We start from the raw sequence: 22,230 nt of genomic DNA, 5'->3' as shown, positions 1-22,230 counted from the left end.
CCGGGTTCCCGGGAGCCCCTGTTCCTCCTCCCCCTTGGGACAGGGGCTCCCCCCTGCTGCCGGAGAACGTGATGATCCTTTGCCGACGCTCACTGCGCCTGCTGCCCTGCCTGTTGCTGCTGGGTACGGCATCGGCATGGGCGGGCGATGTCCGCTTCAGTGGCGTGCTGCCCAACGGGGCACTGCTGCAGCAGAAGGTGGAGAGCATGCAGGAGCGGCGCTACCGCAACGTGGTGCGCCAGCACACCGACTACAGCTGCGGCGCGGCGGCTCTGGCGACGATCCTGCGCCATGCCTATCACCTGGATACCGATGAAGCAACGGTGATCGAGGGGATGATGGGGGTCTCCGATCCGGCGCTGGTGGCCGAGCGCGGCTTCTCACTGCTCGACATCAAGCGCTACGTGGAATCGCTGGGCATGCGCGGACGCGGCTACCGCATCGACGAGGCTCGCCTGCGCACCCTGCGCGTGCCGGGGCTGGTGCTGATGGACGTGCGCGGCTTCCGTCATTTCGTGGTGCTCAAGCAGGTTCGCGACGGTGTGGTCGAGGTCGCTGATCCCATCCTTGGCAACCGCAGCCTGGCGCTGCCCGAGTTCCTCGCTGCATGGCCATCGCGAGCGGTATTCGTGGTGATCGGCAGCGATTTCGATCGCAACACGGTTCTGCTGCAACCCAGCGAACGGCCAAGCGCCCGCGCGCTCTACGCGCGGCAAGGGCCGATCACCGATGCCGAACTGGTCGACTTCGGCTTCAGCCACGCCGACCTGTTCTGAAGGAGGTTCGACCATGTTCCGCCAACCGATGATGATGGCTCTGCTGCTGGCCTTCTCTTCCCTGCCCCTGCAGGCGGCAGAGGGCGCTCCCGGTCGCGGCCTGAAGGAAATTCCGGACCCGGAACTGAGCCTGATGCGGGGGCGCTACACCGTGGGTGGCAACAACGTTGCCTGGTTCGGGGTCACCATGGTGTCGCAGTGGCAGGCCAGCAACGGCGCGACGCTGCAGGGCAGCCTCACCCTGGGCATGGACTTCCGTGGTGGTGGCGCGCCGAAGCTGAGTTTCCAGCCCAGCGTGCATGTCACGGCAGCCGATGCGCCGCTGCCCGATACCCACGGACGCAGCATCGACAGCAGCGGCCTGGCCAACGCCAGCGGCCTGGTGCAGAGCGTGCAGGTGGCCGGCGATGGCAATGTCGCGCGCAACGTCACCACGCTGACCGTCCGCGAGGGTGGCGTGCCAGCCGTTCTCTCAGATGGCGCAGGCAACGTCACCGCGCAGCAGGCCGGCGCCAGCGCGACCGCCGTGCTGGAAGGCAACCAGGCACGCCTGCTGCTGCAGGTGGATGGCCAGGGGCTGGTGCAGCAGTGGATCCGCAATGGCAGCGTCGGCCAGGGTATCGCCCTCGCCGGTGACGGCCAGATCGCCAGTAACCAGCTGCGGCTGGAGCTGGTGCGCAACGCCGTGGGCAGCAACCTGCCGTTGAGCCAGAACGTGGCCCAGGCGATTGCGTTGAACCGCGGCATGGGGCCAGGCCAGTAACAGGGCCTGGCATTGGGGGAAACGCTCCACAACGCAGGACACCAACATGCACACCCTGATGAGGATCACCCCGTTGGCGCTGGCGGCGCTGGCGGGCACCGCCCTTGCCGCACCGCCGACGTCCGACGACGGCGCGGACGTGCAGGCCCTGGCCAACCAGCTGGAACAACTGAAGGCCAACTACGCACAGGAAGTGCGGCGGTTACGCGAACTGGACATGCAGGTGCAGGCCATGCAGGCGCGCTTGAGTGGGCGTACGGCGGCCATCGGGCAAGGATCGGCAGCGGGCACGGGCACGGGCACGGGCACGGCAGTCGAGCATGGCTCGACTCTACAGAGTGGTGCAGCCGTTCCGCCGGGCAGCGAGGGATACGCCAGCACCGCCGCCGAGGCGCAGCAGGCCAGGCAGGAGTCGCGGCGCAGCGTGGACGACGTGAAGCAGCAGCAGTCTGCGCTGTTCTCACGCCGCTTCACCATCGAGAACAGCCTCACCTACGCCCGCTACGACCGCAAGCAGCTCACCCTCAATGGCTTCCTGGCCCTGGACGCGATCTTCCTCGGCAACATCGCCATCGAGAACGTCGAATCCGATTCGCTCACCTACAACCTGGCCGCTCGCTGGGGCGTCAGCCCGAACCTGACTTTGAACCTGGACGTGCCCTACCTCGCACGGCGCACGGTGTACCAGAAAGGCGGCGCCGGCGGAGCAGCCGCCGCCATTGCACAGGAAGAGACCAACGGCAACGGCCTGGGTGATATCGGCCTGAGCGCGAACTACCGGTTGTTCGGCGAACGCGGCTGGCGCCCGGAGACCGTGCTCACCGCCGGTGTCACCGCCCCCACCGGGCGTGCGCCCTACGGCCTGGACTGGAAGGTGATCGAGCGCGATGACGACGACTACATCCGCTTCGCCGTGCCGCGCGAGCAACCCACCGGCAATGGTGTCTGGCAGGCCAACGTCGGCCTGTCGATGGTGAAGACCGCCGACCCGGCCATCCTGTTCGCCAACCTGGGCTACGTGCACTCGTTCCCGCGGGGCTTCAGTGACATCGACAGCAATCCGGACACGGTCAACCCGAGCGACGTGAAGCTGGGTGGTTCGGTGTACTTCGGCGCGGGCGTGGCATTCGCCTTCAACGAACGCACCAGCCTCAGCCTGTCCTTCAGTGACCGCATCAGTGCCCGCGCCTCCACCCGCTTCCAGGGCGGCAAGTGGATGAAGGTGATCGGCAGCGATGCCAACGCGGCATCACTGAACCTGGGCGTGACCTATGCGTTGAACCAGCACACCACGTTGGTGACGTTGCTCGGCATCGGGCTGACCCCGGATGCACCGGACTTCACGTTGGCGTTCAAGATCCCTTACATGCTCTAGAAATGAACTGAATGGTATCAATGGCCATGCTTCACGCGCCCCCATGCACTCAATCCGGCGCGGTTCTGGGTCATGATGGTCTTCCTTCCTGTCGCGTGGGTCGCACCATGTCCATCGGATTCATCGGTCTAGGCGTGATGGGGACGCCCATGGCCGTCAACCTGGCCCGCGCCGGGAACCGCGTACTGGCATGGTCACGCTCCAGCCGCAACGACGAGGCAGCGCGCTCGGCGGGCATAGAGCGCGCCGGATCCGTGCAGGAGGTATTCAACGCCTGCCACACGATCATCATGATGCTGGCCAACGATGAAGCCATCGACGCCGTGCTGCTGCGCGGTTCCGATGACTTCGACGCGCGCGTGCAAGGGCATCTGCTCATCAACATGGGCACAAGCTCCGCCGCCTACTCAAGGGCGCTGGCCGATCAGGTCCGTCGCGCAGGTGGGCGCTATGTCGAAGCGCCGGTCTCCGGGTCACGCCTGCAGGCCGAGGCGGCACAGCTGGTGGTCATGCTGGCAGGCAACGAAGCAGATCTGGCCGAGGCAGAGCCCTTGCTGGCCTCGTTGGGGCGGCAGATTGTCGCCTGTGGCGAGGTCCCGGCAGGCCTGCAGATGAAGCTTGCGGTGAACCTGTTCCTGATCACCCTGGTCACCGGTCTGGCCGAAGCCGTGCATTTCGCCGAGGCACATGGCATCGCGCTGGAGCGCTTTGCCCAGGTACTCAACGCCGGGCCGATGGCCAGTGAGGTTTCGCGGATCAAGCTGGACAAGATGATCCGCGACGACTTTACAGTGCAGGCTTCCATTACCGACGTGCTGAAGAACAGCCAGCTGGTGGCGGCAGCCGCCCGCAGCGCCGGCGTACAGGCGCCCTTGATCGAAGCAAGCGACGTGCTGTTCGCCCGCACTCAGCAGATGGGGCTGGGTGGGCTGGACATGGCAGCCGTCGTGCAGGCGATCCGGCAGGTCCAGGGCGCTGACAGCGGCGCTTGATACGGATTCATGTTCCGGCACCACAGCCGCCCCCGGCCGCTGCTATATTCAGCCAAGCTCGGCAGGCACGGTGCCTGCCCTCGAATCACAGGGAGTTGGACATGGGTCTGGTACAGGCGGTGAAGGGTGCGGTAGGCGGTGTGCTGGCCGACCAGTGGAAGGACTTCTACACCGTGCCGACGGGCCTGCCGTCCACGGCGGCCCTGTTCGCGGCGGTGCCGCAGGGCATCAATGCCGGCCGCGGTTCCAACACCAGCGGCTCGTCCAACATCATCACCAACGGTTCGAAGATCATCGTGCCGGAGGGCTATGGCCTGCTGCTGTTCCAGGACGGCGCGATCACGGCGTTTGTCGCCGAACCGGGCGGCTACGAGTGGCGTTCGGACGATCTCAACTCGCAGTCGATCTTCGCCGGAGACGGCCTGGTCAGCACCTTCATCAAGCAGAGCTGGGAGCGCTTCAAGTTCGGCGGCCAGCCGGGTTCGCAGCAGGCCGCGTACTTCGTCTCGCTGAAGGAGCTGCCGGACAACCGCTTCGGCACCCAGTCGGAAATCTACTGGGACGACGGCTTCCTCAATACCCAGGTCGGCGCGGTCACCCGCGGCTCCTACACGCTGAAGATCGTCGACCCGATCCTGTTCGTGAAGAACTTCGTGCCGGCCAGCTACCTGCAGCCGGGCCAGGTGTTCGATTTCACCGACCTGGACAACGCCGCCGCCAGCCAGCTGTTCAATGAAGTGGTCGGTTCGCTGGCTCCCGCCTTCAGCCTGTACACGAACGATCCGAGCAAGGGCAACCGCATCACCAAGCTGCAGCAGGACTCGCTGGGCTTCGCGCAGAGCCTGTCGGCCGCGGTCGAGCAGGGTTACCAGTGGAAGTCCGATCGCGGCCTGGCCATCGTCAAGACCGCCATCGTCTCGATCGAGTACGACGCCAATACCCGCGAACTGCTGAAGACCGTGCAGCGCGCCGATGCGCTGTCCGGTTCGCGCGGCAATTCCAACCTGCAGGCCAGCGTCGCCCAGGGCATCCAGTCAGCCGGTGAGAACGGCGGCGCGGCAGGCCTGGTCGGCGTCGGCATGGCCTCGGGCATGTTCGGTGTCGGCGGCATGCAGCAGCCGGTCACCCCGGTTGCCGACGATCCGGTCGCCAAGCTGAAGAAGGCCAAGGAAATGCTGGACCTGGGCCTGATCACCCAGAGCGACTACGACGCGCTCAAGGCCAAGGCACTGGGCCTGTAACCGGCAGGGCACGCAACCAACATGTCCGATCCCCGAAACGGCCCACCGCCGCTGCCCGGATCCGCGCCCGCGACGCCACCGCCCTTGCCGGCGGCGTCGTTGGACGGGCCGGGTTCGCCGCAGGACGTGCCTCCCCTGCCCGGCAGCTTCCCGCTGGACACCTCGACGCTGCCGCAGGCCATCCGCGATGAAGTGGAAGCGCCTGATCCGGTCGCCATCGATACTTCGGCCAGCGAGCTGAAGGACGGCCTCAACCGCTGCCCGAAGTGCGGCGCCACCGACATCCGGCCCAAGGCCGGTACCGATATCCTGGTCTGCCTGTACTGCCGTCACGAATGGCATGGTGCGCGGGTCGAGGAGGAGTTCGGGCTGGGCGAGGCCATCGACCAGCTGCGCGGCACCGTCATCGCCTCCGGCGCACGCGACATCGATGCCGACACCTCGGCGTTGATGACCTTCAAGTGCACGGGCTGTGGCGCCGAAGTCACGGTCAACACCGAGAGCACGATGACGGCGCGCTGCCACTGGTGCCGCCATGTGTTCGGCGTCAACGAACAGATCAGCAATGGCGCGGTGCCTGATGCGGTACTGCCCTTCCATATCAAGAAGGACGATGCGGTCGCGCGCATCCGCCAGTTCGTCGACAAGCGCCGGCTGTTCGCGCTGAAGGCGTTCAAGGAACAGTTCACCCCGGAAAACGTGGTGGGTGTGTTCCTGCCCTACATGATCGTCGACAGCAATGTCAGCGCGGCCGTGGCCGGCAAGGGCGAGATCCAGACCCGCCAGTACACGGTGGGCAGCGAAAAGAACAAGCGCACCGTGTATGACGCTGACATCTACCAGATCGAGCGCCAGGTCGACTTCACGGTCGATGATCTGCCGCTGGAATCGTCCGCAGAACGCGGCAATCTGGATATCCGCGCCAACACCAACAACATCATCAACACCATCCTGCCGTTCGATACCAAGAACGCGGTGAAGTGGAACGCCTCGTACCTGGCTGGCTTCACCTCGGAGAAGCGCAACCTGGACGTGGAGGCGCTGCGGCCACGATTGGAGGACCAGCTGCTGTCGATTGCTCGATCGCAGGTGGAGTCCTCGGTGCGCGGTTACAACCGCGGCGTGCGCTGGGAGCAGGAACAGCTGGAAGTGCATGGCACCCGCTGGGTGTCGATGTACCTGCCGGTCTGGCTCTACTCGTACCACCAGCCCGGCAAGAACGGCGGCATGCTGCACTACATCGCCGTGAACGGCCGCACCGGCGAGACCATGGGCAGCGTGCCCGTGCAGCAGTGGAAGATGCTGCTGGCGGCGCTGACGGCCGGCACGGTCATCGAAGCACTGGCAATCCTCATCCTGATGGCGACCTCATGAGCGACGATAGCGGCCTCTGGCTGTTGGCGGCAGGTCCGGCCGGCGCAACTGCGCTGTACTGGGCGCTGTACCGCTATTACCGCAACACCGACAAATCGCATTCCTTCGAACACGAAACCGAGGTGCAGGCGAAGCCGGTCACGGGCTCGAACCAGAAGGTCGGCCAGGTGCGCGGCACGGAGGCCACGCGCATCGAAGGCGACAACGTGTACCAGTACCGGATACGGGTTGCCAGGGTAAAGCCCGACCGGTAGGGCCAGGCCGTACCTGGCTGCGGCAATGCCGGCCGCTGGCCGGCATTGCCTCGTTCGCTTGACGTCACCGGGGAGCCGGCCAGCAGCCGGCACTACCCTCAGCCGGCCTGCCCCAGCCGCACCTTCAGCTGCTGGATCTCCTGCTCGCTGACCCCGATCGACTTCAGGTAGCCCTCCGCACCACCGTACTGGCTGTGCAGTGCCGCCAGGAACTGCTCCATGTTGTCCGGTGCGGTACCGGACATGCCAGCCATCTTGCGGGCGATCTGCGGGTTCTGCTTGATCAGCGCCATGATCTGCGCGTTCATCGCACTGTCCTTCGGCTGCCCTTCCAGATAGTGCGCGGAGATCGCGTAGTTGTGCACGATCTCGGCCTTCGGCACGCCTGCCAGGTCCAGCAGCAGGCCAGCGATGATGCCGGTACGGTCCTTGCCGGCCGTGCAATGGAACAGCACGGCTCCATCCTGTTGCGCGGCGATGCGCTGGAACACCTGCTTGAACTGCGGCTGGCTGTGGCCCAGCCACTGCACATAGGCTTCGCCGAGCGAATCGGGGAAGCTGGTCATCATCTTCTGCAGGTCCATCTTCTCCGTGCCCATCAGCGAGATGCGCTGGTAGTCGAAGCGATCATCCCTGGCCAGCAGGTCCGGTGACTGCGCTTCCTCATCGGCGGTGCGCAGGTCGATGTCCAGCTTCACGCCGGCCGCGGCCAGGGCGTCGCGGTCGGCATCGGTGAGGCGGCCGAGATCGGCGGTGCGCACGAACGCATCGGCCGGAATCGGGCCATGGCGGCCCTGCAGGCCGGCGAAGGTGCGCACGTTCCAGGCTCCCTGCAGCGGGATCACCCGCTGCGCGTCGGCAGCGACCGGCTTCACGTTGGCAGCGGCCGTCGGCTTTGCGGCGGTGGCCTGCGGTGCATCGGCAGCAATGGCGGTCACGGCCAGCGGCAGGCTGAGCATCAGGGCCAGGACAAGTTCGGTAGAGCGGTGCTTCATGGAGTTCTCCGTTCGAATCAGAAGTTGACGGCCACGTCCAGGCCGAAGGTGCGCGGGTCATTGAAGATGCCGGTCTGGCCCAGCGCCGGGCTGTTGAGCTTGTAGAACAGGTGCTGCTCATCCAGCAGGTTGCGTGCCCACAGCGAGAACGACATGGTGGTGCCGGTGCTGTTGACCGGCACATCCACCAGCGCCACCCGTGCATTCACCACGAACGAGCTGTCGGTCAGCATCTGGTCGTACTCGCTGGTGTAGTAGCCATCGGACCAGTTGCCGTCCACATGGAATTTCAGCGCCGAGAAGTTGGCGAACGGGACCAGATAGTCGACCGACAGGCTGCCCGCGTTCTTCGGCGCCAACAGCGGCTGCACGGTCACCTGCACGCCCGCACCGAACGGGTCGGTTGCTGTCTGCGCATCGATCTTCGTGTAGGCGTAGTTGAGGCCGAGCGTGAGGTTGTCGACCGGCATCACGTTGAACTCCAGCTCCGCACCCCGGGACTTGCCATCGCTCAGTGCATTGGTGGTGACCATGGTGGTGCGGGTTTCGCCGCTGTTCGGGTCGAACGGCAGCGAGAAGTCCATTTGTTTGTGCGCGATGGTCGAATCGAACAGCGCCAGGTTCAGGCGGGCGCGGTTGTCCCAGAACTGCGACTTGAAGCCGAGCTCGTAGGCGGTCACTTCTTCCGGACCGAACGCGGTGTAGTTGGTCGAGCGCGAGTTGGCACCACCGGCCTTGAAGCCCGTGCTGTACTTGGCGTAGACCATCGCGTGCTCGCCGAGGTCGTAGGCGATGTTGACCATCGGGTCGAAACGGCTCCAGCGGTCCTTGAAAGCGAGATTCGTCGCCGCGCCGTTGACGGTGTACAGACTGCCCTTCTTGTCGTCACGGGTGTAGCGACCGCCGGCAGTCAGGTGCAGGCGCTGCAGTGCTTCCGGCGTCCACGTGGCCTGGCCGAACACGCCCAGGCTGTCCGTCCACGCTTTGCTGGCGCGGTCGATGCGTACCCGCGAGAGATCCAGCGGGTTGGTCGCCGGATTCACAGTGTAGCTGTTGCCACCCGGCCCCCAGACCAGCATGTTCGGGGTCTGCGCATTGTCACCGGCAGTCTCGTGGTAGTAGAACGCTCCGCCGAGGAACTGCACCTGCGAGGTATTGCCGATCAGCTGGAATTCCTGGCTGTACTGGTGCTGATAGACCTGCGCCAGGCTGTAACGACCGAACGGCGTCCCTGCACCACCGTAAGCGGAAATCGCATCGACCAGGCCCATGTCGAACTGGCCCTGGGTGAGTTCACGGTATGAGCTGATCGACTTCAGCTCCAGGTTGTCATTCAGCGTCCACGACAGGTTCAACAGATGGCCGCTGGTACGCCCGATGTTGTCTTCCTGCGGTCCACCGAGGATAGCGCTGTCGCGGCGGTCCAGGCTGGCGCCGGCCTTCTGCAACGGGCTGAGGTACGCGCCCGGCACCAGCACCTGGGTGTGGTACGGCGTGGTGGCGTCGTAGGAGCGATCGAACGCGTACAGCAGCGAGAAGTCATCGCTCGGCTGCCACAGCGCACTCAGGCGTGCGCCGCGCTTGTCGTAGCTGTTGAAGTCGCGCTCGCCGCGCATCGGGTTGTCGGTGGTGCCGCCACGCTTGGCCTGCACGGCGTCGATCTTGAAGCTGACATCGCCCACCTTGGGCAGGTCCAGGTGCAGCGCACTGTTGTAGCCGCTGAAGTTGGACACGCCGGCGCTGACGCTGCCGCCGAATTCGCCGGTGGGTGCCTTGGTCACGATGCTCACTGCGCCGCCTTCGGTATTGCGGCCGAACAGCGTGCCCTGCGGGCCCTTCAGTACTTCAATACGCTCCACGTCGTAGAGCATGTTGCCCAGGCCCTGTGCGCGGCCCATGAACACCCCGTCGACGTAGATACCGACGCCGGCGTCGCGGGCCGGCTGGTTGGCGTCGCCGGAAGCGCCGATGCCACGGATGCCGATGTTCAGCGCCGAACTGCGGGTAGCGAACGGCGTGACCCGCAGCGACGGGATTGAGCCATCGGACAGGCTGCCCAGCGAAATCGCGCTGCGGTCCTTCAGCGCTTCGGCATCGACCACCGATACCGAGATCGGGGTCTCCTGCAGGTTGGTGGCGCGTTTCTGCGCGGTCACCATCACCTGGTCGAGGGCAACGACGGTGCGCGCGGCCTCGGCGGATGCCTCGGCGTCGGCACTGGGACTGTCTTCGGCATGGGCCAGTGCCGGCAGCGCGGCGGCAATGGCGAGGGTGAGCAGCGGGCGGTGCAGCAGGGCGTGGCGCATCGGACTCATTCGCGGAAGGAGAAGGCCGGCGCAGTCTGGGAGGCGGGAATTACAAATGAATGACCGTTCATTCACACCTTTTGTGACGTACTATCCCGCCTCTGGACGCCCCGACTTCACGCAATGACGCCGAAAACCGCCGTAGCCGTACCCGCTGACGCCCCTGCCGCCGCCCATGCCGAAGCCCAGCGCCGTCGCATCCTCGACGCCGCCCAGAAGTGCTTCATCACCCGCGGTTTCCATGCCGGCTCCATCGGCGATATCGCCGCCGAGGCCGAGATCAGCCAGGGGCTGATGTACCGCTATTTCGCCAACAAGCGCGCCCTGATCCTGGCCCTGATCGAACGCCAGCTGCGTCACGACCAGGCCTCGATCAGCGAGATGCCGGCGGCCTCGGATCTGGTCGATGGCCTGCTCGCTTGCTACCAGCAATGGGCACGCGGCGAGGTGCTGCCGATCCACGGCAATGCCATTGCCAGCGTGGCGCTGTATGCGGAAATCAACGCCGAGGCTCACCGCGACCCTGTGCTGGCCGAGGTGCTGCGCACCCACGACAAGCAGACCAGCGCCGCGATCCATGCCTGGCTGCGCCAGCGTGACCTCAATCTGGGCCGGCGCGTCGACGAGGAAGGCATCGCAGGACGCACCCTGCTGCTGCGGTTGCTGGTGGAAGGCCTGGCCATGCGTGCCGTGCGCGACCCCGACCTGCCGTCGGAACGGGTCCGCGCCCTGCTGGCCGATGCGATTGGTCGTGTAATGGAGTAGTGCCGGCCGCTGGCCGGCATCTGCAGTACCCCGGCGTCACGAAGTTGCCGGCCAGCGGCCGGCACTACCCAGCCTATGCAGCCCACCATTGCGGCTGCTGGCGGAAAGCTCCGTGATGCAGACGTTGCGTCGCCTGCCCGCCAATCGACCGGCATTACCCAACAGCTTCACCGCGAAGCCGCCACACTGCAGGCTTCTACCGCAACGTGAGCCTCAGTCGTGCTGGATGGGTTGCCCGAACATTGGAAGATTCTTCCCCGACAGTTCTACCAGCGTCCATCGACCGACGTTGCGCCGGAGCTGCTCAACAAGCTGCTCGTGCGCGACGATGGTCGCGCGGCGCGCATCGTCGAGGTCGAGGCCTATGCCGGCAGCATCGATCCAGCCGCACACTCCTACCGTGGGCAAACGCCGCGCACCGCCGCCATGTTCGGCGAGGCCGGCCATCTGTATGTCTACTTCACCTACGGCATGCACTGGGGCAGCAACGTGGTCTGCGGCGAAATCGGCGAAGGCGTCGCCGTCCTGCTGCGCGCGGCCGAGCCATTGACGGGGCTGGAGCGAATGCGTGAACTACGCCCCGCGGCCCGGCGCGACCACGATCTGGCCAGCGGTCCCGGCAAGCTCTCGCAGGCGTTCGGGCTGGACCGCAGCTTCGATGGCGCGGATCTGGTGACCGGCAGCCACGGCATTGTCATTGCCAGTGATGGCACCGCACCGCCACTCGACCCGGTCGTCGGGCCCCGTATCGGCATCACCCGTGCGGTGGACTTCCCCTGGCGCTGGCATGTTCGCGACCACCGTCACGTTTCGGCGCTTCCCCCGCGAGGGCTTCGCAAACCCTGACCGGGATGCGTCACGTCGGCATCACCCCGTCGTGGCGATACATAACGCGGTACGCACTAGCGTAGTGCCCGACAGCCGAAGCCGCCCTCGCCACCCTGCCCTGAAAAGCGCCATGGACGAAGCCGAACGACTGCTTGAACTCGACCGCCTGCACCTGCTCGACACGCCGCCAGAGCCTGTTTTCGATGCGATCGTCGCCGCCGCCCGTGCCGCCACCGGCATGACCATGGGGCTGATCTCGGTAGTGGCCGACGAGCGGCAGTGGTTCAAGGCCAACATCGGGCTGGAAGGCGTCAGCGAGACCGCACGCGAGATTTCGTTCTGCACCCATGCCATCCAGCAGGACACGCTGTTCGAGATTCCCGACGCGCGCCAGGACCCGCGCTTCGCCAGCAATCCGCTGGTCACCGCTGGTCCACGCATCCGCCATTACGCAGGCATCTCACTCGGCTCGGCGCACGGCGCACGCATCGGAACACTGTGCCTGCTCGACCCGATGCCCGGCGTGCTGTCGCCTTCGCAACGCGAACTGATGGTGCATCTGGCCCGGGTCACCACCCAGGTACTGGAGCAGCGCAGCACGCTGATGGCGCAGGTCGGCCAGGCCAAGGCCCTGCATCGCGAATTGAAGCGCAGCGAGGACTTCCTGGAGCGCACCAACCGCGCGGCGCGGGTGGGTGGCTGGGAAATGGACCTGGCCAGCAACGAGGTCCGCTGGACCCGCGAGACCAAGCAGATCCACGGCGTGCGCAGCAACTTCGAACCAACGCTCGAAACCGCGCTGTCGTTCTATCGCGAGGACAGCCGCAACATCATCCGCACAGCGGTGCAGCGCTGCATCGATGAAGGCATCTCCTGGGAAGTGCAGTTGCCGATGACCACCGCCGATGAACGGGCCATCTGGACCCGTGTGGTCGGCGGCCGGCAGCAGATCGATGGGCGGCCTCGGCTGGTCGGCGCCATCCAGGACATCACCGAGGAGCGCGCCGCGCTGGATGCACTGGAGGCCAGCGAAACCCGCTACCGGCGGCTGTTCCACTACAGCCTTGGCCTGATCTGCACGCACACGCTGGATGGCGTGCTGACCTCGGTGAACCCGGCAGCCGTGCAGTCGCTGGGATTCGATGAGAGCTACATGATCGGGCGCAGCCTGTGCGACCTGATGCCGCCGGAGAAGCGGGCCGCGTTCAAGGCCTATCTTGATCGCATCGCAGTCAACCACACCGATGCCGGCGTCATCGAGCTGATCGCCGCCGATGGTACCCGGCATTTCTGGGCGTATCACAACGTGCTCGACAACGAGGCCACCCCACCCTACGTGCTCGGCCATGCGCAGGACGTCACGGCGCTGCGGATGCAGGAACAGCAGTTGCGCGAGATGTCCTTCAAGGATCCACTCACCCAGAGCTACAACCGCCGCTTCCTGCCCCGCCTGGACGAACTGATCGACCAGCCTTGGGCCTGCCTGATGTTCGATCTGGATCATTTCAAGCAGATCAACGACACCCAGGGCCATGCGCGGGGCGACACGGTGCTGGTCGAATTCGCAGCCTTCCTGCGCTCGCCGCTGGGCGCGGCGGAGAACGTGGTGCGCATGGGCGGCGACGAATTCATGGTGGTGCTAACCGCACCGGAACCGGGTCGGTTGGCCGCGCTCGAGCAGTGGTATGCGCAGCAGGCTGCACAGTCACCCACACCGTTCTCACTGGGCGCGACCCATCACAGCCCCGGCGAGTCGGTGGCCGATACCCTGCAGCGTGCCGACAGCCGCCTGTATCGCGAGCGCGCACGCGTGCGCCAACATCCACGGCCAGCGCCCTGATACGCCCGCCGGTGTACCGGCGCCCCCGGCGTAGCGCTATGCTCGGCAGCGGCCACCGTCGGCCTGGGGGAACACGCATGATCCGCAGCGTCTGCCTGGCTCTGCTGCTGTTACTGCTTCCTTCCCTCACCCTGTCAGCGCCAGCACCTGCGCCGGTCGAAGCACGGGTGCCCTTCGTACCGACTCCCTTCGTTGGCAGCGACGGCCTGCGCCATCTGGCCTACGAGCTGCACATCACCAACTACTACGGCGACACCGGGGCGCTGCAGCCGCAATCGCTGCAGGTGTTCGGCGACGACGCCGAAACCCCGCTGCTGAGCCTGGATGCCCCTGCCCTGCGCCATTGGGTACGGCCGTCGCCTCCAGAGGATGGCGCCATCTCCATTGCAGCGGGAAAGCGCCTGGTGGTGTTCCTGTGGCTGTCCCTGCCAGCCACCGGTAACGTGCCGCACATCCTTCGCCACCGCATGCGGCTGGGCACCGAGCGCGGCGGCAGTGTGGAACTGGATGGCGCCCACGTTGCGGTCAACGCGGCGCCGGTGAGGACGCTCGGTCCGCCCCTGCAAGGCGGTCGATGGCTGGCCCATGAAGGGCCCGGCGCGGCGCAGTCACACCACTGGGGCAGCCTGGTGGCGGTGAATGGTGATCTGACCATTCCACAGCGCTTCGCGCTCGACCTGGTCGGCGTCGACGAACGTGGGCGCGCCGTGCGTCCAACGGCCCGGGATCTGCAGCACACCCACCATTCGGACTGGGTGGGTTATGCCGCCCCCGTACTGGCCGTGGCCGACGGCATCGTGCGTGCGGTCCGTGATGGGCAACCCGAGCATCCGCCGCTGACCGCGCAGCCGGAACCCGTTTCACTGACAGCGGATGGCCTGTTCGGTAACTACGTTGTCCTGGAAATCTCGCCGGGTGTGTTTGCCAGCTACGCCCATCTGCGAACCGGCAGCATCAAGATAGAGCCCGGGCAACGGGTCCAGCGCGGACAGGCGTTGGCCCAGCTCGGCCAGTCCGGCAATTCCGCCGCGCCTCATCTGCACTTCCAGCTTTCCAACAAGGCCACGTTCGAAGGCTCCGAGGGCATTCCGTACGTCTTCCAGGCCTTCGACGATTTCGGGCCTGAAAGCGAGGCGCAGCTGTTCGGCCAAGGGGAAGCCTGGAAGCACGGCATGGCCGTGCCACGTGAGAATCAGCTGCCGCTGAACGACATCGTCATTGCCTTCCCGCCACGCTGACACGTTCACTCCACCGCAAGAATGCTCCTGTAGAGCCGGAAAGCAGCCGAGCGCAGGCTCGGCTCTACAATGTCCTGCAGCGGCTGCGGCCGCTCGTGTAGAGCCGAGCCATGCTCGGCTTGCTGCTCGCAGCGCAGGATTCATCGTGGTCTGGCCGGAGAGCAGCCGAGCGCAGGCTCGGCTCTACAAGTCCTGCAGCGGGCCTGCGCCTACTCCGCTGCCAGCGCCTGGATCGGGTCGAGCTGTGCGGCACTGCGCGCCGGGAAGTAGCCGAAGCCAAGCCCGATCGCAGACGAACATGCCAGCGCGGCGAGCACCGGCCCCGCCGTGAACAGGAACGGCACACCCAGCGACAGCAGGCTGGACAGCGCCCCCACCCCGAACGCGAACAGCACCCCCAGCACGCCACCGAACAGGCAGATCAGCACCGCCTCGATCAGGAACTGGCGCAGGATGTCGCCCTGCCGCGCGCCCACCGCCAGGCGCACGCCGATCTCGCGCACGCGCTCCTTCACCGAGACCAGCATGATGTTCATCACCCCCACCCCGCCAACCACCAGCGCCACGGCGGCAATGGCGGAGACCAGCGCCGCCATGGTCTGGCTGGACTTCATCACCGCCTTGCGGATCTGGTCGGCGTTGTAGATGAAGAAGTCACGACGGCCATGCAACCGCTCCAGCTCGGCCCCCAGCGAGGCTTCGGCGGCGTTGGTGGGCACGTTGTCGCGCACGCGCACCGTGATGCTCTCCAGGCGCTCGCTGCCCAGCAGCCGCGAGGCCGCCGAGGTATACGGCACGTAGACCGTCGGGGTTGCACCGCCCGCGAACGCATTGGCCCCGACCACACCGATCACCTCCACCGGCATGCCGCCCAGCAGCACCGTGCTGCCGATCGGGCTGCCGCTGAACAGCGCTTTGGCCGCCTTCTGGTCGACCACGCCCACGGCACGGTGCGCATCCACTTCGGCGTCGGTGAAGAAGCGGCCGGCCTTCAGCCGCAGCCCACGCACGCGCGGCATGTCGGCGCCTACGCCCAGCACCTGGGTGTTGGCACGCCGGTTGCCTTGCAGCGCCGCCACCGATCCGCTCAGGTTCGGGCTCACGCTGTCCACGTAACTCAAGGCCGCAAGATGGTCCGCATCGCCCACCACCAGTGTCTCGATCTCCGCCGAGCGCGGGTCACCGAAATCGGCGCCCGGGAAGATCTCCAGCGTACTGGCGCCCAGTTCGTTGATCTGTGATTCGACCTGCGCCTGTGCACCCTTGCCCAGCGCAACCACAGTCACCACGGCCGCGACGCCGATGATGATGCCGAGCATGGTCAGCAGCGTGCGCAGGCGATGGGCCAGCATCGAGCGCACGGCCATGCGCGCGGCTTCGCGAACTGCGTCCATGCGTGCGCGGCGCTCGGTGACCTGCGACGCGCCGCATTCGGTCCCGGGAGTTTCAGCCGCAGCACGCGATCCCCGCTCGCCGCGGTCGGCCACCACCCGGCCGTCAGCGATCTCGATCACCCGCGCCGCGTTGGCGGCGATCGCTGCATCGTGCGTCACCAGGATCACCGTGTGGCCCTGTGCATGCAGGCGCTTCAGCTCGGCCATCACCTGCTGGCCACTGGCGTGATCGAGCGCGCCGGTGGGTTCATCGGCCAGCACGATCGCGCCGCCGTTCATCAGCGAACGGGCAATGGACACGCGCTGCTGCTGGCCTCCGGACAGCTGGCTCGGCCGGTTCGCGATGCGTTCGCCCAACCCCAGTGTTTCCAGCAGCGTGCGTGCACGGGCAGTGCGCACGTCCGCCTCCACGCCGGCATAGACTGCCGGCAGCGCCACGTTCTCGGTGGCACTCAGGTTCTCCATCAGGTTGTAGCGCTGGAAGATGAAGCCGAAATGCTCGCGGCGCAGACGTGCCAGCGCGTCCGGCGCCATCTGCTCGGTGGCCTCGCCGTTCACCCGATAGCTGCCCTCGGTCGGCCGGTCCAGGCAGCCAAGGATGTTCATCAGCGTGGACTTGCCCGAGCCCGAGGGGCCGATGATGGCGATGAACTCGCCGGCATCGATGCGCAGCGAAACGTCCTTCAGCACCACCACCTCGCCGGCAGCGGAGCGATAGGCGCGCGATACGCCATGCAGTTCCAGCAGTGCGTCGGCCATGCTCACATCCCCAGCAGGCTGGTCGGTTCGGATTCGCCGCCGCTGGGCGCCTGCCCGACCACCACGTTCTCGCCCTCGCGCAGGCCGGACAGGATCTGCACGGCGGTGGCGTTGCGCAGGCCGGTCGTCACCGCACGCTCCTGGGGGCGGCCCTTCGTGTCCACCACGCGCACGGTTCCGCGGCTGCCGTCCTTGCCATCCGAATCGGCCAGCGCCGTCAGTGGCACCTGCAGCGCGTTGGCGACCCGCGCCAGCTGCAGGGTCACCTTCACCGTCATCGAAGGCTTCAGCTTCAGGCCGGGATTGGCCACGTCGAACAGGCCGGCGTAGTACACCGCCTTCGGCGTCTGCGCAGAGCCACCCGCATTGCCGGTGGCGACGTCGGCAATCGAGGACGGCGCCGGTTCCAGCTGCTGCAGGTGGGATTCATAGCGGCGGCCGCTCGGCCCCAAGGTCGAGAACCACAGCGGTTGTCCCGGTGCCACCAGCTCGACGTCGGCCTCGGCGATCTCGGCGCGCACGGTCATCGTATCCATCTGCGCCAGCATCACGATGGTCGGCGTGGTCTGCATCGAGTTCAACGTCTGCCCGGCCTTGGTGACGATGGCCACGATGTAGCCGTCGCTGGGCGACACAATGCGGGTATAGCCCAGGTTGATCCGTGCGGTTTCGACCTGGGTCACGGCCTGGTCGATCTGCGCCTGCAGCGCGGCCACCTCTGAGCGTGCCGCATCGCGTGCCACGCGTGCGGCTTCGAAACCTTCCTGTGACACCAGGCGCGACGCCACCAGCTGCGACTGCCGCTGGTAAGCGCGACTGGCCTGCGCATAGCGGGCCTGGCTGGCGGCATGCTGGGCGCGCAGCGTGTTGGTGGCCGCCTCGGCACTGCGCAGCGCGATACGCTGCGGCTGCGAATCGACCTCGGCGATCAGGTCACCGGCCTGTACGCGTTGGCCCAGCACCACATGCAGGCGCTTGACCTGGCCGGACACCTGCGCACCCACCGCCACCAGCTCCTTGGGATGGACCCGGCCGACCGCCTGTACGGTCTTCTCCAGATCTGCCACCCTTGCCGGCGCGGTGATCAGCGCGGCATCATCGCCGCCGGCAAACGCCCACCATCCAGCGCCGGCGGCCAATGTGGCCACCGTAGCGGCAATGATCCAGGTCCTGCGGTTGCTCATCGAAACGCCCGGCTGCATGCAGTCGCCCAGTGCGACCGCCGAAACCGCAGTCTGGAAGCCGCGGATGGACGTTTCTTGGAGCCACTGTGGAGATTGCATGGAGGCGCGGCAGCCGTTCAGGCACCAGCCCCGCGCCTGAATGCTGCAGCCTGCGTCCACGCAATCTCGACACAATCTCGACCGAGTCTCCATCAACGGTCGCTAGCCTCGTCGGCCTCGCCGACTGCCCGCCTGCCGTGTCCCTTTCCCATCCAGACCTGCCACCCATCGATGTGCGCCGTGCCTACCTGGCGTGGTGTGCGCCTTCGCCGTGGTTGATCGCCGTCGTGTTGGCATCGACCACCAGCTGGATGCTGGCCGCGTCGGATCCGTTACCCCCGCTGCTGGCGGGCTTCGGGGCCGCCGCCCTGGTGGGGTTCCGCAGCGATGGGCCCGGTGGCACCGGCCGTTCCGGCGCTCTCGCGTCGCTGGCGCTGATGGGTCTGGCGGTCTGGGCGGCAACGCACCCGGTCGCCGACGTCACCCTGCATCTGCTGCTCGCCCTAGCCACTGTCGTGGTCGTCGCCCTGCTGGCACTGCGCCTGCGCGCCATCCTGGGCATGGCCTCGCGGCTGCAGGCCCGGGTAAACACCACCCCCATGGCATCGCGCTGGAGCAAGCTGCCGGCGGCGGCCTCCACCCTGGTGCTGCAGCAGCTGCGCGGTGCAGGTGCAGTGGAACCCAGCCTGCAGCGCACGCTGGTGCTGGCCACCCTGGCCTGGGCTGCCAACGAAGAGGCGCAGGACATGCAGCGCCGACGATGACCCTGCCCCTGATCCCACCCTTGCCCACCCTTGCCCCGAACCCGCAGCACGCGATGAAACACGATCTCCGTACCCGACAGGCACCCTTGGTGCTGATTGCCGAAGATGAGGGCGAAATCGCCGACATCCTCAGTGCTTACCTGGCCCGTTCCGGCCTGCGCAGCGCCCGCGCCGCCGACGGTGAGGCGGCACTCGCCAGCCATCGCCAACTGCGCCCGGACCTGGTGCTGCTGGATGTGCAGATGCCAAAACTGGATGGCTGGCAGGTGCTGAGCGAACTGCGACGGATCGGCAACACCCCGGTCATCATGCTCACCGCGCTCGACCAGGACGTGGACAAGCTGACCGGGCTGCGCGTGGGCGCCGACGACTACGTGGCCAAGCCATTCAATCCGGCCGAGATCGTCGCCCGCATCCAGGCCGTGCTGCGCCGGAGTTCCCGGACCGTAGTCGAAGCGCCCAACGGACTGATCCGCCAAGGGCCCTTCGAGATCGACCTGCGCAGCCACGAGGTGACCGTGCGCCATGGCGAGCAGGTGCACGAACTGAACTTCACCCTCACCGAGTTCCGGCTGCTGGTGCACATGGCGCGTGCGCCACGGCAGGTGCATGCGCGGGCCGATCTCCTGCATGCCTGCCTGCCCGAGGGCGACGCGCAGGAACGCACCGTCGACAGCCATGTCAGCAAACTGCGGCGCAAGCTGGAGGATGTCGGCGTGATCGGCATTCCCGCCACCATCCGCGGCGTCGGCTACCGCTTCCTGGACTGAATGATGAATCCCAAAGGCAAGAGCATCGGACGCCAGATCACGCTGTCCATCACGGTGGCCTCGCTGTGTTCGACAGTGCTGTCGATCAGCGGCTTCTACCTGTTCTATTACCTGATGGAGGTGTTCTACCCGCGCTGGTATGACGAGCCGGAAACGATCATGCCGTCCGGGCTGGAATGGCTGTGGATCGGATTGACCGCTACCGTGGTCGTCATCTTCGCCACACTGGTCGCCTCGCGCCTGACCCGGCGCATCATCACGCCGTTGAATTCGGTGGCCGAAAGCCTGCGCCGGGTCGCCAGTGGCGATCTGGAAGCGCGTGCACGCGGTGGTGATACCACGATGGCCGAAGCGGCCACGCTGGTCAGCGATTTCAACTCCATGGCAGAGCGGCTGAGCCGGATGTCGGAGAACCGGGTGTTCTGGAACGCCGCGATCGCGCATGAACTGCGCACGCCGATGACCATCCTGCGCGGCCGCCTGCAGGGCATCGCCGAAGGCGTGTTCGAGCCGGGCCCGGAGCAGTTCAACAGCATGCTCACCCAGTTGGAAGGCCTGACCCGCATCATCGAGGACCTGCGCGTGGTCAGCCTGGCCGAGAGTGGCCACCTGGATCTGCGCCTGCAGCGCAGCGATGTCAGCGTGCAGGTGGCCGCGGTGGTGGAAGCCATGTCCGAGGCACTGAACGAAAGCGGGTTCTCGGTAACGCTGGACGCGCGGCCGTCGCTGGCGGATTGCGATCCGGCGCGCATCCGCCAGGCGGTGCTGGCGCTGCTGGAGAACGCGCGTCGCCATGCCATTCCCTGCCCGCTGCGGGTGCGCGTCACGCTGGCGCAGGGTCATTGCACGGTGGCGGTGGAGGATGGCGGCCCCGGTGTGCCGGACGAACTGCGTGACAGCATTTTCGAAGCGTTCCAGCGCACCGACGTCTCGCGTTCGCGGCAGAGCGGTGGCTCCGGGCTGGGCCTGGCGGTGGTGCGTGCGATTGCCGTGGCCCATCACGGAACGGCGCTATGCCGGGCCACCGAACGTGGCGGCAGTTCGTTCGAGATCCGTTGGCCGGTGCATGCGCGCCGTTGAGGCGGTAGACACTGCCCTGGTAGCGGCCCACCTTGGTGGGCATTCGCATCGCTGAACGGCGCCGGTTCCTCCACGCAATCTCCATCGTCCCTCCATACCCGCTCCAAAGGGCCGCTGATACTGGGCGTGACCAGGGAGGCGGCAGGTATCCAGCCCCCTGCCCTGTCTCCACCTCGCCCAGGCACCCCCATGAAACATCCGCACGATCCGGCAGCCGCCGCCGGCAGCATCGGCCAGCAGAACGCGGCCGCCACCCTCAAGGCCATCCTGCGCACCTACCCCTGGCAGCTCACCGGCACCTTTTCGCTGGTGGCGCTGGAAAATGCGCTGCTGCTGGCCTATCCGCTGTTTGCCGGCTTCGCGGTGGACGCGATCATCCGCGGCAACATCGGCCACGCCATCTCCTACGCCGGCGTGGTGCTGCTGTTCTGGCTGGTCGGCGCCGCCCGCCGTGCGGTCGATACCCGCACCTTCACCCGCATCTATGCCGACCTGGCGGTGAACGTGGTGCAGGCGCAGCGCAGGCTGGGCCAGGCCACCTCCACCTCGGCCGCGCGCGTTGTACTGGCCCGTGAGTTCGTCGACTTCTTCGAGAAGCACGTGCCGATCATCGCCACTGCGCTGGTATCGATGTTCGGTGCGGCGGCGATGCTGCTGGCGATCGAACCGCTGGTGGGCGCTGCAAGCCTGGTCGCACTGCTGGGTGCATTGTTGCTGCTGCCATCGTTCGCACGCCGCAACGAACAGCTGCATGGACGCCTGAACAACCGGCTGGAACATGAGATCCGCCTGGTCGACCGGGTAAGTCCCTCGGTGCTGCGTCGCCACTACACCACGCTGTCGCGGCTGCGCATCCTGCTCTCCGATCGCGAAGCCGGTGCCTTCGTGGTCGTTGGCGCAGCGGCAGCGGTGTTGTTCGCTCTGACCATCGGCCGTCTCGCCACCACCGACGGAGTTACCCCGGGCCATGTGTACGCGGTGATGACCTACCTGTGGACGTTCGTCGGCAGCCTGGATGATGCACCGTCGATGGTGGATCAGCTGGCGCGGTTGAAGGACATCGGCCGCCGCGTCAGCCCCGGCATGGATGACACGGAGCACAAGGACGCCGCGTGACCGGTAGATGCCCACCTTGGTGGACACCGACGCATCACGGCGCCAACCAAGGTTGGCGACTACCGGGGCAACAGTGCCAACCAGGATTGGCGGTTACCTCGCGGAGGGACATCGGCCGCCGCGTCAGCCCGGGCATGGAAGATGCGGAGCACAAGGACGCCGCGTGACCGGTAGATGCCCACCTTGGTGGGCAACGATGTATCGCGGCGCCAACCAAGGTTGGCGACTACCGGGGCAACGGTGCCAACCAAGGTTGGCGGTTACCTCGCGGAAGGACATCGGCCGCCGCGTCAGCCCTGGCATGGAAGATGCGGAGTACAAGGATGCCGCGTGACCGGTAGATGCCCACCTTGGTGGGCAACGATGTATCGCGGCGC

The 22,230-nt window shown here is 66.5% G+C and carries 19 protein-coding genes; 15 read left to right on the top strand and 4 right to left on the bottom strand.

The annotated features are described in order from the left end of the window. The first annotated feature begins 71 nt into the window (after positions 1–71). The 7 genes from VPH47_RS09730 (at position 72) to VPH47_RS09700 (ending at position 6,775) form a co-directional block, all read left to right on the top strand. Positions 72–776 carry a C39 family peptidase gene (locus VPH47_RS09730; RefSeq protein WP_368850646.1) on the top strand — a complete coding sequence of 235 codons (705 nt, stop codon included), beginning with the start codon at positions 72–74 and terminating at the stop codon, positions 774–776. 13 nt (positions 777–789) lie between these two features. Further along, positions 790–1,539, top strand: coding sequence for a hypothetical protein (locus tag VPH47_RS09725; RefSeq protein WP_368850645.1), 750 nt, complete (start codon positions 790–792; stop codon positions 1,537–1,539). Between the two features lie 46 nt (positions 1,540–1,585). Then, on the top strand, positions 1,586–2,914 hold the full coding sequence (locus VPH47_RS09720) for a transporter (protein ID WP_368850644.1): 1,329 nt from the start codon (positions 1,586–1,588) through the stop codon (positions 2,912–2,914). 20 nt (positions 2,915–2,934) lie between these two features. Continuing rightward, positions 2,935–3,906, top strand: coding sequence for an NAD(P)-dependent oxidoreductase (locus VPH47_RS09715; RefSeq protein ID WP_368850643.1), 972 nt, complete (start codon positions 2,935–2,937; stop codon positions 3,904–3,906). A 101-nt stretch (positions 3,907–4,007) separates the two neighbouring features. Further along, positions 4,008–5,147: an SPFH domain-containing protein gene (locus VPH47_RS09710; RefSeq protein WP_368850642.1), complete on the top strand. Its 1,140-nt coding sequence runs from the start codon at positions 4,008–4,010 to the stop codon at positions 5,145–5,147. A gap of 21 nt (positions 5,148–5,168) precedes the next feature. Further along, positions 5,169–6,521, top strand: coding sequence for a TFIIB-type zinc ribbon-containing protein (locus VPH47_RS09705; protein WP_153855411.1), 1,353 nt, complete (start codon positions 5,169–5,171; stop codon positions 6,519–6,521). Next, positions 6,518–6,775 (top strand): hypothetical protein, encoded by a 258-nt coding sequence (locus tag VPH47_RS09700; protein WP_049422212.1) that lies wholly within the window; start codon positions 6,518–6,520, stop codon positions 6,773–6,775. Before VPH47_RS09705 ends, VPH47_RS09700 begins: the two co-directional genes overlap by 4 nt. A 98-nt stretch (positions 6,776–6,873) precedes the next feature. Here VPH47_RS09700 and VPH47_RS09695 read toward each other — a convergent pair whose 3' ends face one another. Both VPH47_RS09695 and VPH47_RS09690 read right to left on the bottom strand, forming a co-directional pair. After that, the gene (locus VPH47_RS09695; protein ID WP_368850641.1) at positions 6,874–7,770 is read right to left on the bottom strand and encodes a tyrosine-protein phosphatase; all 897 of its coding nucleotides are present in this window, start codon (positions 7,768–7,770) and stop codon (positions 6,874–6,876) included. 17 nt (positions 7,771–7,787) lie between these two features. Next, positions 7,788–10,076 (bottom strand): TonB-dependent receptor, encoded by a 2,289-nt coding sequence (locus VPH47_RS09690; protein ID WP_204353077.1) that lies wholly within the window; start codon positions 10,074–10,076, stop codon positions 7,788–7,790. Between the two features lie 123 nt (positions 10,077–10,199). Between VPH47_RS09690 and VPH47_RS09685 the strand changes: the two genes are divergently transcribed. The 4 genes from VPH47_RS09685 to VPH47_RS09670 all read left to right on the top strand — a co-directional run bounded on the left by VPH47_RS09685 (position 10,200) and on the right by VPH47_RS09670 (position 14,747). Continuing rightward, on the top strand, positions 10,200–10,841 hold the full coding sequence (locus VPH47_RS09685) for a TetR/AcrR family transcriptional regulator (protein ID WP_368850640.1): 642 nt from the start codon (positions 10,200–10,202) through the stop codon (positions 10,839–10,841). Between the two features lie 219 nt (positions 10,842–11,060). After that, a complete protein-coding gene (locus VPH47_RS09680) occupies positions 11,061–11,687 on the top strand; it encodes a DNA-3-methyladenine glycosylase (RefSeq protein WP_368850639.1) in 627 nt (208 codons plus the stop codon). A 112-nt stretch (positions 11,688–11,799) separates the two neighbouring features. Continuing rightward, complete coding sequence (locus tag VPH47_RS09675) at positions 11,800–13,509, top strand: diguanylate cyclase (protein ID WP_180853876.1); 1,710 nt, start codon at positions 11,800–11,802, stop codon at positions 13,507–13,509. Positions 13,510–13,586: 77 nt separating this feature from the next. After that, the gene (locus tag VPH47_RS09670; RefSeq protein ID WP_368850638.1) at positions 13,587–14,747 is read left to right on the top strand and encodes a M23 family metallopeptidase; all 1,161 of its coding nucleotides are present in this window, start codon (positions 13,587–13,589) and stop codon (positions 14,745–14,747) included. A gap of 209 nt (positions 14,748–14,956) precedes the next feature. Here VPH47_RS09670 and VPH47_RS09665 read toward each other — a convergent pair whose 3' ends face one another. After that, entirely contained in the window at positions 14,957–16,900 is a 1,944-nt protein-coding gene (locus VPH47_RS09665; protein WP_368850637.1) for a MacB family efflux pump subunit, read from the bottom strand. Between the two features lie 2 nt (positions 16,901–16,902). Continuing rightward, positions 16,903–18,084, bottom strand: coding sequence for an efflux RND transporter periplasmic adaptor subunit (locus VPH47_RS09660; RefSeq protein WP_368850636.1), 1,182 nt, complete (start codon positions 18,082–18,084; stop codon positions 16,903–16,905). Between the two features lie 236 nt (positions 18,085–18,320). On the opposite strand from VPH47_RS09660, the gene VPH47_RS09655 reads away from it, so the two are divergent. The 4 genes from VPH47_RS09655 to VPH47_RS09640 all read left to right on the top strand — a co-directional run bounded on the left by VPH47_RS09655 (position 18,321) and on the right by VPH47_RS09640 (position 21,853). After that, the gene (locus VPH47_RS09655; RefSeq protein WP_368850635.1) at positions 18,321–18,887 is read left to right on the top strand and encodes a hypothetical protein; all 567 of its coding nucleotides are present in this window, start codon (positions 18,321–18,323) and stop codon (positions 18,885–18,887) included. A gap of 53 nt (positions 18,888–18,940) precedes the next feature. Continuing rightward, positions 18,941–19,657 carry a response regulator gene (locus tag VPH47_RS09650; RefSeq protein ID WP_121503629.1) on the top strand — a complete coding sequence of 239 codons (717 nt, stop codon included), beginning with the start codon at positions 18,941–18,943 and terminating at the stop codon, positions 19,655–19,657. A 3-nt stretch (positions 19,658–19,660) separates the two neighbouring features. After that, on the top strand, positions 19,661–20,737 hold the full coding sequence (locus VPH47_RS09645) for an ATP-binding protein (RefSeq protein WP_049421674.1): 1,077 nt from the start codon (positions 19,661–19,663) through the stop codon (positions 20,735–20,737). Positions 20,738–20,926: 189 nt separating this feature from the next. Then, a complete protein-coding gene (locus tag VPH47_RS09640) occupies positions 20,927–21,853 on the top strand; it encodes an ABC transporter six-transmembrane domain-containing protein (protein ID WP_153855419.1) in 927 nt (308 codons plus the stop codon). Positions 21,854–22,230: the final 377 nt, after the last annotated feature.

Source organism: Stenotrophomonas sp. WED208, assembly GCF_040984485.1.
Lineage (GTDB): Bacteria > Pseudomonadota > Gammaproteobacteria > Xanthomonadales > Xanthomonadaceae > Stenotrophomonas > Stenotrophomonas riyadhensis.
The sequence above is the reverse complement of the archived record's forward strand: the minus strand, read 5'-3'. Positions and strand labels throughout refer to the sequence as shown.